Source organism: bacterium, assembly GCA_037128595.1.
In the GTDB taxonomy this organism is placed as follows: Bacteria; Verrucomicrobiota; Kiritimatiellia; order CAIKKV01; family CAITUY01; genus JAABPW01.
This window is the reverse complement of record JBAXWB010000023.1, coordinates 41399-55961: the sequence shown is the minus strand read 5'-3', so window position 1 is coordinate 55961 and position 14563 is coordinate 41399. Positions and strand designations below refer to the sequence as shown.

Here is a 14563-nt window from a genome sequence, read left to right as displayed (position 1 = left end):
TCTCTTAAACGCGAATTAGCGCCATTTCCATGGGTTTTAATTTCAGTCGAGAGTTGCTAACCATACTTTCCCCGAGCAGATTCAGGGCACTTGAATAAGTTCTTTTAACAATTTTTAACTCAGTGTTTTCTTCAGCAAGATTAGAGATCAGCAAGGTGTCCGCCGCGACAAAGTCCTCCACACTAATGCCATGCCAGTCAGCTTTTCTTAAAAGAGGGATCAAGGCAGGATCGCTATTCAAGAGACCTTGCGCCCATGCCCTTGACAGTTGAAAAACGTCGCACTGACCAAACACAATCCCCATACGCCTGCTGAAAACGGATTCACCAAACACATGGAACAGCCACCTGATCGCGCCATTCGTCCGATCCAGTTCATAAAGCGAGGCGCCTTCGTTCATCAGACTGAAGCCGCCTCCATCTGAAGATTCCGCAGCAATATAATAAGGACTTACCGTGCGGTCTTCAAGGGTCAGTGCCCGCACGTTCGGATTGAATCGCCAGACCTTGGCCAATGGCGAGTCCACCTGCATTTCAAGTGCCAGGAAATCATTCCACTTTGAAGAGATATTGAAATCGGTACGCGGCGAGTATTTCAGGTTGATCTCGGCATAGTCCCCCTGCTCCGCGACAACCAGATCCAGAATGACGGTCTGGATCTCCCGCTCCAGCTGCTGATAATGCAGCGTCATAAAGACCAGCCCCCCCGTACGCTTCATCGCCGAGCTCAACAACTTAAAGGGCCCGGCCTTCCTGTCGACTGGGATGCAGGTCATTTTCTGTCCTTTGAAGCCCACCACGAGCTTCCCCTGCTTGTCGATTTCGAGCCGCCAAAGACCGTTGTCGAATGCCCCTTGTGGTCCACTGGCACGTTTGTTAGCTGCCGCGGGGTCACTCGATGAAAATGCAGGGAAAGGGCCAACGGCGTAAAGATCGGCACCCTGCTTTACCGTATTCGCGCCACGATATGATTCCGGTGCGCGAATTCTTCCGAAGGCAAGCGGGACTTCGGCGGCATTGAAAAGCTTTGACGTAGACTTACCTGCAAACAGTAATTTATCGGCCTTATCAAGTTCTGCTACGGCATCCGAAGTGATTTCCGCGAGTTTCTGGGTGAGAGTCTCACGGGAGTAAGGAGGGACTTCATTGTTATTACTGGCATGGAACTCACCACGGCGCTGTCCCTGGACATAGGAACAATCATGCGCCTCCAGAAGACAAAGCTGGCCAACACATTGGTCGAGGATCCGATAGGCCTCGTCACGCTGCCCGCTGGCGCACCCTGCGAGTCGCAACTGCCGCAACCGCGCAGACAATGCCTGGATATTTTCATAATGGCTGAACGGATTCAAATTCGTCTCGTTCGGATAAAAGAATTTTTCAGATAGCTTGTAGGAATCTGCCGTATAGCTTTTGACAGGAGCATTTTCCGGAGCCAACTTGAAGCGCTCCCGATCGAGCTCATAACTGCCCCAAACGGGCGCATACTGGTGAGCCCTGATCATGTGGATCCTGAAGGGGACATAGCCGAGATCCTGAAAGCTCACATAGTTGAGGGATTTTTCACACCTGCCGTATTCGTCATGGATCAGGGGCAAATCCAGGAAGTAGTTATTGCCTTTCCGGGAGAGGGCCGGATGGCGTGCGGTCATGGATATGATGCCGTGTCCGGCCGGACTTTCCCAATTAATGAAATCCGTGTTTTCGGCCGGCGCCTCCCCGTGGTTCTGGGTGATGTGGAGCGCGCGTTGATACCCGAAATGTCTGAGGAGTTCCGGCATCTGGGGCGTTAGGGAGTTTTCCTGGCACTGATAGACGGACGGGGTCTTCCCAAAAACCCTTGCAAAGGTTTCATTGCCCTTTTTGAACTGCCAGAATTGTAGCGCGAGCGATGACATCAGCGCATAAGGAAGAGAATAGGTTCCGTTCGTCAATTCGATCGTTCCCTTTTTCCAGAGCTTCGCGACCGTTTCTCCCAGGCGCGGATAACGCGTAGCGAGATTTTCCCAGCAGGCGGCGCCACCCTCGAGGCTGACCTTGTAACCGTGCTTTTCAATCTGCTCGAAATACGAAAGGAGCATTTCCCTGGAGTAGTGCGGCCATTCAAGTTCAAAGAACCCCTTATCCTTAAAGAGAATCCCAAGATGCGGGTATTCCAGAAAAAGAACATCCATTTTTGAAAATTCTTTTCTCAGTTTAGCCAAATGCACAAAGGCCTGCCGCAAATGAAGGGTCGCATCCTTTGCCCTGTCGGATTGGATAGCCGCCATCGCCTTTAGAAAGAATGCATCCGCAATCCTTACGGCATCACGGCTCTGTCCTTTTATCTCCAGGAACCACTGCAGTAACAAACGGTTAACTCCGTATGCCTGGCAATCGAGGCGAAGCTCGCGAGGAAACGCGCCACGCGCGGGCTTTGCAGAAGAAACCTCACATTGCTCCAACAAACTTGCCACAATATCAGCGCCTTTTATGAGTATCTCCTCGGGCATCTCATTCCGGAAATAGCCGAACATGGCAAAGAGTTCAAAACTAACCGCCATGGATTTTCCAAGTTTTTTAATCGCCGGATTCTCACCGAGAATCCAGTTTGCATCCTCCCCCGCGTAGGTGTCGTAAAGGAGATCGAAAGGATAGAACAGCTGACCTGCAGGCGTCGTCAGTTTCTCTTTTTCGGATTTGCGCGAATGGGTCCGTATCCCCGGGATTATTGCAGGACGGACATAGAGTCCGGGGATTTTCAGGTTTTCAAAAAGCTCCGACGCTTGCGCGCAGGGAGTGATGACAAAATCACCGGCCGCGCTTTTCTTATTCCAGCCGTTCTCCCATTCCGGGACAATGCCTGTCAGCGAAAAGACCGCGGGGTCAAAGAGCATCCCGTATCCTTCCATCCAGCCATACATGTGCTCCCAGCATAGCCCCGGCCGTGTCTCCCGGAAATTAGTCGTCTTCGGGAAAATATATCGGATTTTCTTCATTTACACATCGCCGCTTTCTTTATTCAAATGAATCTGCAAAAACCGGAAGGCATTGTCCAGCATGGGCAGAGTGATCTCGTGACCTTTCCCGGCTTCTTCGTGGAGGGAAAGGCATTTATCAGAAGACTTGTTCTTGACCCGTTTCTGAATGGCGCTGACGAAACTCCGGTACATGATTTCCGGCGAACCTGCATCCAGCGCCCCCCAGCCCAGGAAGATCTTCCGGGGCGGAATGAGGGACACCACCTGATCCCAGTCGATGCCAGCCTTCATCATTCCCGGAATATAGTGATACAAACAATGACAGCAGCGGTACTGCCCGAACTGATGCCGCAGTGTCATGAAGCTGAAGAAGCACGCCGTTGCCTCGACCTTCTTGTTCACCGAGGCAAGAATATACGCCTGCGTACTGCCACCCGACCAGCCGATGGCCCCCAGGGAACGGGCCCCGAGCTTCTCCAGCGCTTCCAAGGCGCGTGAATTATCCCATACGGATTTCCAAGCCAGGCTTTTCCCCTGACCAGTCAGTTCAGCATGCGCGGCGATTTCGTCGAAGAATTTCGTGGAGTAGCCCCATTTGGCCTGACGCTCGCCAAAACAAAGGGCATCCGGAGCCAGGACTCTGAACCCGGCTAATGCTGCATGATAACTGTATTGGAGCGGATCATCTTTTACAGGATGGCAGTGGAACGCCTTGCCTACCGGAAAAATGTCATCGCCGCCATGTCCGTGGATGGACAAGACTCCGGGGGCATTTTGAGGCAGGCCCTTCTTGAAGAGATGGTAGGCGGAAACGCGTTCACCTTTGTCCACGTCGTATTCCACCCGCTGCCTGATAATCCCGCCTTTAAGCTGAAGTTCTTCTGTAACTTTAAGTTTCAAAGGGACCGAAGCTACTTCGAAGTCCCCAAGCACCTTCCGGAACCGGCGGTCAATTTCACCTGCCGAAAGATCCTGCGGATAGCCGGGAAATGTCTTCATCGTCTTGTTAGGAATAGGGCTCATTTACCCCTTTGCGATCTTTGCGTGCTTCTGTTCAAATTCTTTTCTTTCGGCTTACAACTCGCTCATTTTGACGATCCGGTGTTCCCGTTCTGATATCTCTGCGGCAAAGCCGGCCCTCATCGTCTCAAAGGAATCCGCGGCGGGATTTTCCGGAGGTAACCCTTTTGCCACCAGCTCGGCAATCCTGATATTCTGCCCATGCGTGTTGTGGATCCAAGCGTTGTCATCACTGGGCTTGTACGTGATCGTCTCAGCCATTTTGCTAACCAACCGCTCCGGACTATCAGTGAATTCCCAACGGCGGATTCGGCGGCGGAACACATCAGTTTCGATCGCACCTTTTGTCCCGAAAATGTGGTATTGCAGGTAATGGCCATCATCGGATTGCTTCTCCAACATTTCGAGCAGCGGATCGCGGTGATCCGATTCCGCAATATACATGGCAAAATTCAGATTTGAGATGGCCCCGTTTTGAAAGCGCATGCTGATCTGGTGGTTGTCGGAATGGTTGAAATAAGGAACAACATTGGGAGCGGCCATTGAAAACACCTCTTCGACGGGACTGCCCGTAAACCAACGCTGTAAATCCAGGTAATGGGAAAGCTTCTCCCCGATCAGGGTTCCCTTGCTGTTACTGCGCCAGGTGTTTTTGGAATGAAATTCACTGCAGTAGTAACGGCACTGACTATTCACCACTTTCCCAATCACTCCCTGATCAATCCATTCCCTGGCCTTCATGTAAATTTTCGAGTAACGCAGCTCAAAGCCGATCTGGAGGAATTTACCCGTCTCCTTTTCAACCTGAATCATCTCCTTCGCCCCCTCCAGAGTTTCAGCCATCGGCTTTTCGCACATGACCGCCTTCCCAGCCCGGAGCGCCTTAATGGCCAATTCAGCATGAACAGGATTGATGGCGGCAATGGTGACGAGTTTGATTTCAGGATTGTTCAAAATGGAATCCAGATCAGACGTGGCCTTAACGCCGAGCTCCTTGCCCCGCAGCGCGGCTCTCGTAGCATCCGGCTCGTAACCATAAATGGTCCGCACATACGGAGACGCCTTCGCCGCACCCACATGCGTATCCCCCATGCCACCCAGCCCCAACACGGCTAAATCATACTTCTCATTCATAACTTTGTTCCTCTTAGAATCAATTTGGAGTTATTCCTAACAGTGGTATATATAATACCAATGCATGATATTAATGCAATTGTTAATATTGGCCAATTATCGCTGAACGCATTATGGCAAGCGGCAATGATAAAATACTTACAGCAGGAATTTCGTTCACGGTTTACAGCTAAGATCGACTTCAAAACTGTGAGTAGCGTTGGCGATGTCCGGGTTCAACACTGATTCCAAAGTGTTTCGATTACCGGCAAAGGACCATTGCCAGTCGTGGCACAAGAGATTCTCAGGCTCCGACACGTTGCCTGAAATGCGGCTTACCCGGCAGGGGGTAAAACGACCCTTGCTGTTTTCAGCTTCAAAATAGGTAAAACCTTGCCCCCCAAATCCGGACGTTTCTATTTTGAGGCTTGTGGGAATTCTGTCTTTGGCTATCCAGAAGATCCGGGAATAGAAACAATCGGCTGCTTTATTTCCCTTAAAAACACCAACCCCGATTTGTTCCCATTCAGTCACACCGGAATATTGGATGAAAACCCTGGTTGTCTGGGCTGAATACTGATCCGGCAACATGAAGTGAACCTTCAAATAGCCATGTTTTGCCACCACGGCAGGCACTTCCCGCATCTCCTTGCAATATCGGGCATAGACAGACACCATGTCAGCAGGCGAAATATCAGGTCGTACCCGCTGCCACATGGCCACACGGTCCCGGCCTACGCCCTCAATCCTTGAAATAATTGAATCCAGCTTTACAATCAGTTCCGGTTGACCGGTGTTACCTTTAAAGAACTTTGGCAGTAGTTCTTGCAGTTCATGACTGATTTGCTCACTGCGCAATGAGAGCATGATTTCTCCCACAATATCGCGGGAGTTCCCCTTAACTTTATCAATATATCCAGGCAGTACCGTCAGCAACATATCCACCAGACGCGGGCGGCAGTAATCGGCATCATTTTCATGACATGTCAGATAAGCATTCAAACTAGTACAGCGTTCCTGATAAAGCTCCATGCCGCAAACCGCCCGAATAGCCTGATAAAACGGTTTATCATTTATGCCGAAGATGTCCTTTACAACTCCTTGAAGCAACTCATCGTAGTTGCCACTTACCCCGGACGCCCACAAGCGGCCGGTATAGGCGATGGCCGGCATACTTTGCAACATGAACGTTATCCGTTTTGACCAGATGGTCATCCACCCGCCCAAAGGATGGTGGTTGGCACCATATTCGGTGAAGCTCTCGACATTGTGAATCGTGTACTCATCGGCCGGGCAGATGAAATAATCGAATCCAAGCCGGTCATAATGGGTAAGCGAATCGACCACAGCCCGATTATTGAAATGCCCCTTGGCCTTTTCCACCGCTGGCTGATATTGCCAGCAGGCCATGATAACGTCGCGCGGCAACGCTTCCAGCGCCTGCGGGTAATACTCGAACATATCGTCCCAGACAATCATCCGCTTGCCCAGTTTTCCCGTAACAATGCGACGAACCGCCAAAAGGTGCTTCGCAAAAAGATCCGCTTGTGTTTCGCCGTTTTGTAACCGGGCGCGACAAAGATCACAGCACCCGATATCCCAACTTTCGTCACAGCCGGCATGAAAGTACTTCGAGGGGAAAAGCTCGCAGATTTCAGTGAAATATGCTTCCAGAAACGTGTAGGTTGCTTCCAGGGAAGGACAGAAGACCTGTTTAAAACTGGAGCCGAAACGACCCTTGAATTCCCCCCTGTTTTCCGCCAGGGATTCCAGGCTTGAATGCTTGAGAAATAATTCGGCATGTCCCATTGCTGAAACGACCGGAATGATCTCAATATTTCTTACTCCGGCATAGCGGACAATCTCCTTCATCTGTTCCACCGAATAACTTTCCGCATCAGACGGAAACGGGAAAGTCGGCGTTCTGATCCGTCCTTCCAGGTAAAGCGCCAAGGTGTTGTAACCATTCACCGCGATGAAATCAATAAAGCCCTTGATGAAATCGAGGGTTTCCATCTGCCGGGCCAGATCGAGCTGAACGGCGCGAATTTTAAGATCAAATTTTTTCATAAGCAAACAAACCGCTCATCATTTCAACTCGTTATTTGTTCCAATAACATTGTGTACGTTCCGCCTGAGAGCGAAATGCTGTCAGCATGAATGGCTGATGTGATTTTTCCTGACGGGTCCCCTTTAGGAGTTTGCAGACGCCACCCCGAAGGCAGCGACAGATTTCCCGAACAGCCAGCCGGCACTCGCAACTCCAGGCGCACAGTCTCATCGCGCCGCCGCCAGGAAGCACTGACCAGGCCCTGCCGCGTCTCAATCTTCCCACTGGCAAACTGCAACCCTTGCGGAAACTGCGGCCTAAAGCAGATCTGCCCAAATCCGGGCTGTTCCGCAGCTGGCCGTAGGCCCGCCAGGTATTTCAGCATCCAAGCCGAGACGCTTGCCATCCAGGGATGATCATGTGAATTCATGCCGCTGCCGGTTTTAAGCGACCAATGTTCCCAGAGCGTGGTCGCCTGATGGGCTCGCATATAACCATAGCCCGGAAAGTCGGGCGCGGTGATCACGGCCAGCGCCAGGTCCGCCCGGCCTTCTTCTCCAAGCGTTTCCAGTAAATATTTGGTACCCAGAACACCGGTGCTTAAATGTCTCAGCCGCGATTCGATGTTCGCCACCAGTTTAGCAAAAACGGCACTGCGCAGATTTTCCGGAACCACGCCCAGATACAAGGCAAAGCTATTGGCAAACTGGCTACTGCCCGCCCCGTCCATATTTTTGGGGTTATCATTTGCATCCAAACCCAGTTTGGTTTGGGAGAACTGTTTCGCATTTCCATATTGGCTGGTCGCTGGATCAAAAAAGCTTTGATGAAATACAGTCCTTGTTTCCCGTTCCATTTTTTTCCAGCGTTCAGCTTCGACAGGCTGTCCGAGAATCCTGGCAACCCGCGCCGTGGTCCGGGCACTCAGCAGTAAAAATCCGGTATGCGTCAGTTGATGCGGTGTTTCCTCAATCGCCAGCCAGTCCCCACCAAAAATGGAATTATCAACGAAACGCGTCGGATACGACCGGTCGAGAAATTCCATGTAGCGCCGCATGCTATCCCAATGTTGCTCCAAGACCCGTATATCTCCTGTATGGAGATATACCTCCCACGGCACCAGAATGGTGGCGCAACCCCACGCGACATCCCCCCCCATCCGGGCCAGCGTATACGGCGTAGTGTCGCCCACTGCCCCATCCGCACGCTGGTCGTCACGTATATCCTGGAGCCATTTGCCATAGGTCGACGCAGCATCGAAATTACACAGCATCGCCTCGCAGACGAGATGCGCATCCGCCATCCAACCCTGTCGCTCATCACGCTGACAGCAGTCCGTCGGCAAACTGTGCAGGTTATTGAGCAGCGTCCACCGGCTTGCCTGTTGTGCCCAGTTGAGGACCTCGTTGGAGCACTCGAACTGTCCGATGGAAGCAACGTCGGTATGCACGACCCGCCCTTCAATCATGTTGAGATCCGGCCGGCCGGCATAACCGGTCATTTCAACAAAGCGGAACCCGTGATAGGTAAAACGGGGCTCCCAGATTTCTTCCCTTGCGCCCCCGGCGCAAATATAGCGATCCGTTACCCGGGCCGAGCGGTTGTTGGCTGTATTGAGCATGCCGTCCACAGCCTGCAAGCGCCCTGCCTGCCGGGCCTTCGTCTGCGCTTCATCCGTCCAGACCGTGCCATCATCAAAAATGCACTCCGCAAAACGGAGCGTGATTTGCTGGCCAGCCCCCCCTTTCACCCGCAATCGCACCCAACCGGCAATGTTCTGCCCCAGATCAAATACCCAGACCCCTTTTTGGGGTTCACACACGGCCACCGGCGCCACCGTTTCCGCCACACGAATGGGGGGCTGCATCTGGGCTGAAAGCGCAGGACGATATTCTGGAAAGGTCAACGCCTGAGGCCGATCCGAATCATCGAATTTCGAATCGAAAATCTCCGACCGTTCAAGCCGGGCATCATAGGTCTCCCCATGATACACGTGACTTTCAATAACGGGACTTTGCAGTACCCGCCATCGATCGTCACTGCAGAGAACCGTTTGTGACCCGTCCGGATGATCCACCTGCAGTTGCAGGATCACCGCTGGCTGCCAGCTCCAACCGCTGCCCAGCAGAAGGGTCACGACATTGACACCTTGTTTCAAGAGATCCGTCACATCCCATACGGAATAGAGGACGCGCTTTTCAAATGATGTCCACGCGGAATCCAGCACGGCATCACCCGCCTTCTGCTGGTTGAACCGCAACTCATACCATCCCCTGCTTCCGACATACACACGGGCCCGGACAATGGGCTTATTGATTTCAACCAGGCGTCGCAGAAGATTCCCGTCCCCCTGGTTATGCCGTGGTTCATCGACATGAATGATCCCGTCGGTCAGGCAATCGGCATGCCAGTCATAGGTCCCGGCACGGACGCTGGACACCAGTTGATTGGACACGGATACCGACTTACCGAGCGCCAAATTCGTGCCGCCCATGAAAATCTGGAACTCATCCAGTGCCAGTAATCGCGCTCCTTTTCCGGCGTTGAAAGGCGTGATCACCGTCAACCGCACAAAACGCCCCTGAGCCGGGACTAATGGCCTGACTTCAACAGGATTGAGCCCTGGGTTGGCGATGTCCTGGTCTGTCATGTATACCAATCGTGCGGCCGATCCATCCATGTGATCAGAAGTTTCGATGCGGAACGATACCGGAAAGCCAAATCCAGGCCCTGCCGACTCACCTTGTTCCCGGTAATAACAGGGAAACAGGACAATACGATCGAACGTTTCATTCCGCCCCAGATCAATCTGCACCCAGAACTCACCCGCTTGATCTGCCTTCAAAACCGCACTGTGATAGCCGCGCCCCCCCGTTCCGCAATATTTGGGCGCCATAAATACGCCCTGCCAATCAGAGGCCGACAGCAGGCCCATCTCGAACCAGGCGATTTCGCTGACCCGGTGCAGGCCCTGTTCATTCCAGGTCTGAACCTGCCAGTACACCCGTTGCCCGGATTTGAGCGTTTTACCGCCATAGGGGACGAAGCACGAATCCGGACGCTCCACCCGCCCGCTGTCCCAGACATCGACCTGCTCACGACGACGCAATAGCCCCTCATCACTGGCGGCTAGAAGACGATACGCACGCTGGCCCCCTGCCCCATCCTGCGACCACGAAAAGCGAGGCAGGACATCGATCCCCAACGGATTGACGGCATGCTCGGTTTTCAGCTTATCCTGTTCGTCCATATGGCTAATCCCTCATTCACCGAATCGATTGGACTTCGATGGTGTGCTTAATGACAGGAAGCGCCAGGTAGGTTTCCCGCTCCATACGATCATGATAATTCATGAGTGAAATCTTGAGTTGCGTCAGCGCTTGCTGCACCGCTGCATCCTTTTCCAGCTTTTCCAAATCCACTGAATTGAGCCAACAGCCCGATATGTACTTTTGAATCGCGTGGTTTTCAGTTTCCTGCTTGGCGTATATTGCTGAAAGGAACCGCTGAAATTCCACGTCGAAGGGCGTCTTGGAAAATTCCTCCACAAGATTGATTCCCGCCTCAAGATTGACCCTTTCGAATTCCCTCGCCTCACCTCCCCAGATAATCCTCGCCCGCTGGGTGTCGAGATTCTTCACCCGAAGGGTCAGGCGATTCAGATCCCGGTTGAACGGTATAAACGGCAGGATGCTGCGCGTGCTGGTTGGTGATTTCGGATCCGGGTCAAAGCAAAAAGGATAGCGCGAACTGGCGATTTCCACCTTGCTTGTCGCACTCTGGCAGATGACATGACCTTCGGATGCCTCCGCTTTCCCCTTCAGATCAATGGTAATATCGCCGATTGTCCCGTCACACCCCAGGGCCTTGAGGAACGCGTACGCCATGATGAGGCCGCCATTGGCCCGGGGGTGCACGCCATCGCGGCCACAGACATCGTAATCATCGCCGAGTGATGATTTCGCCCGCTTCATGGTCTCCATCATGGGGGTGTGCAAATCAACAAACGAACACCGAAGCTCTGCCGCCAGAGACCGTCCAAGTTCGGTGAGCGAACCCAATGTCGAATTATAGACCTCGGCTACGTTAGTCGACCCCTGCAAGTCCGGGATGGGCCGAGAATAGAACTTCGTATCCACCGCGCCCGGAGAAGCGACGACAATGGACTGCACGCCTTGCTCCCGCAACACCTGCAGCGACTGCCTCAAGCTTCGCTCATAATTGACGCGGGTGTAGTCACTGAACGGTTTGTAAAAGCCGTCATTCATTCCAAAAGCTAATGTGACCCATGTCGGCTTGAACAATGAAATATCACGATTCATGCCGACTGATGTCAGCCACGTCGCACCGGACCAGCCGTAGGTGTAAAAACTGAGATCCTTACGCCCGGCACACGCCACCAGATAGGCTTCGATAACCCTGCTATAGAGATGGCCGTAAGTAATCGAATCTCCCACAATGGCGATCCGCGCCCCTTGGGGAAGGGAGGAGATTTTCGCTTGCGCCAGGGTATCTAAGGGGCTATTCGTCTTCGATACGATTTCATTGTCCCCATTCATTCCAGGCACCGCCCCTGGAAATAAGCAGACCAACGAAAGCACAACGCATACCACCCGTGTGAATGTCGCGGTTGACACGAATCCTCCCTTAACATTGCCTAGGTTCACAATTTTAGTCAGTTTCAACTGTCTCTCTTTCTTGTTTTAATTTAATCGATCTGAACGCACATCGGTTCGCCCTGCAGAACCGTCACAGGCCAGAGCCGACTGCCTGCATGAATCTGCACATTCTTGACATTTCCCGCAGTGGTCCAATCCGTATTCAAGAGCCATAAATGCTGGTGACCTTCCTTCCGGAAAAGATACCAGGCGACGTCGGTCGAGGGGTCCTCCACCCAGATCTTCCCGCGCGCTTCCGTTGCAAGGGATTTGCATAGTTCTGCCATCAATGGCTGCAAGCCGGGCGACCCCGGGAACGCCTGCAACGTCAGCAAACGGGCGACTCCTTTGCCTACTCGATTTTCTACGAGAACCGGTTGCCCTCGTTGGTCCCGCGCAAGAACCTGTGCCCCCGCTAGTTTGAGGCGGGTATTATTGATTTTCGCGCTCAGCCGGATCAATTTCGGCAGCAGGATATTATCCTCATCGCCACGCACTTCCTGGGCGAAGCCTCCCTGCTTGAGCAGTTTTACTCCAAAAAGTTCCTGCACTTCACCTCCGAAAATCCATTCCGGATGAGCCATCTCGCGCAGGTATTCGCGATCCACACGCGTGGAGAGTTGCGGAGCGGTCATCAGGAGGGTTCCTCCACTTTTGACAAAAGTCAGCAACTTGCGATAAAGCGGCGCCTCCATGGAGTTCCATCCGGGGAAAATAATCGTCCGGTATTTCCGCCAGGACTGCGCCGGGGAGGTGCTGGAAATAATATCAAACTGGCCCAGTGGCGTTCCGGAATGCCAAAGGCGGACATCCTCGCTTTCGGCCGGAAAGTCCGGAATCAGAGCGCCTGGCAGTAAGACCCGAAGCAATTTCCAGCCTGCCTCCGGATCGGAAGGATGCCACGCTGCGTCCGTTCCCCCGAAATTCTGCCAGACCTTTTGTTCGCCGATCTTCGGGAACGAGGTCGGGAAAGGGAATTCATATCGCCCGGTCATCATGGCCAATGGGACCTCCGGTGTTCCCGGGTCACCGTGCTGTGACAAGAACCGGTTGTAGCGAGCCAAAAGGGCCCGGCGTCCGCGGCAAAACCGGCTATGTTTCGAATAGGGCCTGATCCCATGAATCATCGCAAGGGCGCTTTCTTCGTCGTAGAGGTGCTTGACGCCGTGCAGGTAACAGGTATGGAGCGAGACCTGATAAAGCCGCTCCGTCGCCAGTGACGGCGGGAAGTTGAGGCATCCGCCAGCAAAATGAACCCCGAATCCCTCTTTTTTGAAGGTGCCATTTGCACCCCGCGCCTCGGCCAGCAGGATTCCATTATGCACACCCCAATTTACTTGAGGAAGCACCCGGTCCACTCCGGCCTGGTAATTCAAAGCGGCTAATAACTGGGACTCGCCGACAGTCACTTGGGTCTGGGGACTGGCCTGTTTGATGTAGCGAACCAGCCAACGCGCGTAGCGCATGTAGTTTTCATGGGCGGTCCGCATGGTCGGCTGATTTTCATTCCTGATCTGGCCTGAGGCATATTGGTGCGGACAATGGGAAATCTCATGGGAGAAGTGCCCCAGGAAAAGTGGACCGGCTTTCTCCTGCAAGCGGCGGGTTCCCTCCATCTCATCGAACAGATAGCTGAAATGGATTCCCTTCTGCGTGAAGATGCGGACCCACTCGTCCAGATCCACGGCATGAATCAAACTTCCCTCCGGGCGGAGCAGGACATAGTTGCAGTGCTGACCATCGCTGATATCGACAAGCAGGCGCTTGAATTCTGCCGCATTTTCAGGCGCCACCACATTGGTGTCGAAGCCGGTGTAGTATCCGCGCGGCAAAACAAGCTCCGGTAAACGAACGCCGAACAGGGCGTCCTGAAGGGGTTCCTCATGCCATTCCGCCTTCACCAGCAAAAGATGAAAACAATGGTCATGGTTGCGGATGGTTAAATGGTTTTTACCCCTCTTCACGAGACGCGGAGGGACTTCCAGCGTGATTTCCTCCAACTTCTGATCGGAGCGGAAAAAGGAGAAGTATCGATCTGTCACGCCCAAAGAATGGCCGTTGATAAGAACTTCATACCGCATCGTCCGGCAGGAACGTCCCCGCCGGGCATCCTGCTTGGCATAAGGCGGCCCCAACATCATATACAGGACTAAATAGGATTTACGGCCGGCTTCCTTCCAGGAATATGAGGCGGAGATTTCCTGCAGTTGTCCAATCCAGGCCGGCTCGCGGTCAAAGTAGCGGTAAAAGCAACGGGCCCCATGAAACGCCTGCGGTTCCAGGGTCAGGATTGGTTTGGGAGGACACGCTTCTGGCAGCGGATCGTTTACAAAACCGAGCTCCATGGGGTCGACCCCATCGTTCCAGGCCCGCACGGACAACAACCGGTACTTGGGCCCGAACGGCCATTCCAGGAAACGCTGCCGGTGGATTTGATCCAGCGTGAAGGCGATTTTTCCCCAGGGAAACATCAGCCGAAACTTCATATCCGGCTTACCCGACACGGTTAGGGAAAGACCGTAAATCTGGTTCCTGGACTCGGCCTGCCAGCCAGCGGTCCGTATTTCACTGAGAGATGTTTCCGTAACCCATCCCCCGCCCGGCTTTACATCCTTGCGGTAAAACTCCTGACGCAGGACTTTTCCGCCACTCACCGCGAGGCGAACGCCGGCATCATAGGCCTCGTCATGCGAAGGATGCGCATCGTGCAAAGCAGGGATCAGCGATCCCCACTCGATCCGAATGATTTCAGTTTTCATAGAA

At 53.2% G+C, this 14563-nt stretch carries 7 protein-coding genes; all 7 read right to left on the bottom strand.

Going from position 1 to position 14563, the window contains the following annotated elements; translation table 11 throughout:
* Nucleotides 1–4: 4 nt before the first annotated feature.
* The gene (locus tag WCS52_13885; GenBank protein ID MEI6168270.1) at nt 5–2977 is read right to left on the bottom strand and encodes a hypothetical protein; all 2973 of its coding nucleotides are present in this window, start codon (nt 2975–2977) and stop codon (nt 5–7) included.
* Nucleotides 2978–3982, bottom strand: a complete 1005-nt coding sequence (locus tag WCS52_13880) for a hypothetical protein (GenBank protein MEI6168269.1) — start codon at nt 3980–3982, stop codon at nt 2978–2980. It abuts the gene before it with no gap.
* Between the two features lie 51 nt (nt 3983–4033).
* Complete coding sequence (locus tag WCS52_13875) at nt 4034–5113, bottom strand: Gfo/Idh/MocA family oxidoreductase (protein MEI6168268.1); 1080 nt, start codon at nt 5111–5113, stop codon at nt 4034–4036.
* A 156-nt stretch (nt 5114–5269) separates the two neighbouring features.
* Entirely contained in the window at nt 5270–7162 is a 1893-nt protein-coding gene (locus WCS52_13870) for a family 20 glycosylhydrolase (GenBank protein ID MEI6168267.1), read from the bottom strand.
* 23 nt (nt 7163–7185) lie between these two features.
* Nucleotides 7186–10392 (bottom strand): family 78 glycoside hydrolase catalytic domain, encoded by a 3207-nt coding sequence (locus WCS52_13865; protein ID MEI6168266.1) that lies wholly within the window; start codon nt 10390–10392, stop codon nt 7186–7188.
* A gap of 16 nt (nt 10393–10408) precedes the next feature.
* Nucleotides 10409–11701, bottom strand: coding sequence for an SGNH/GDSL hydrolase family protein (locus WCS52_13860; protein MEI6168265.1), 1293 nt, complete (start codon nt 11699–11701; stop codon nt 10409–10411).
* 149 nt (nt 11702–11850) lie between these two features.
* Entirely contained in the window at nt 11851–14559 is a 2709-nt protein-coding gene (locus WCS52_13855; GenBank protein MEI6168264.1) for a beta-galactosidase trimerization domain-containing protein, read from the bottom strand.
* Between the last annotated feature and the right edge of the window lie 4 nt (nt 14560–14563).

Excerpts from the sequence above, each read along its gene's own strand:
- WCS52_13885 (MEI6168270.1), bottom strand. The coding sequence starts at position 2,977 with ATGAAGAAAATCCGATATATTTTCCCGAAGACGACTAATTTCCGGGAG.
- WCS52_13880 (MEI6168269.1), bottom strand. The coding sequence starts at position 3,982 with ATGAGCCCTATTCCTAACAAGACGATGAAGACATTTCCCGGCTATCCG.
- WCS52_13875 (MEI6168268.1), bottom strand. The coding sequence starts at position 5,113 with ATGAATGAGAAGTATGATTTAGCCGTGTTGGGGCTGGGTGGCATGGGG.
- WCS52_13870 (MEI6168267.1), bottom strand. The coding sequence starts at position 7,162 with ATGAAAAAATTTGATCTTAAAATTCGCGCCGTTCAGCTCGATCTGGCC.
- WCS52_13865 (MEI6168266.1), bottom strand. The coding sequence starts at position 10,392 with ATGGACGAACAGGATAAGCTGAAAACCGAGCATGCCGTCAATCCGTTG.
- WCS52_13860 (MEI6168265.1), bottom strand. The coding sequence starts at position 11,701 with ATGAATGGGGACAATGAAATCGTATCGAAGACGAATAGCCCCTTAGAT.
- WCS52_13855 (MEI6168264.1), bottom strand. The coding sequence starts at position 14,559 with ATGAAAACTGAAATCATTCGGATCGAGTGGGGATCGCTGATCCCTGCT.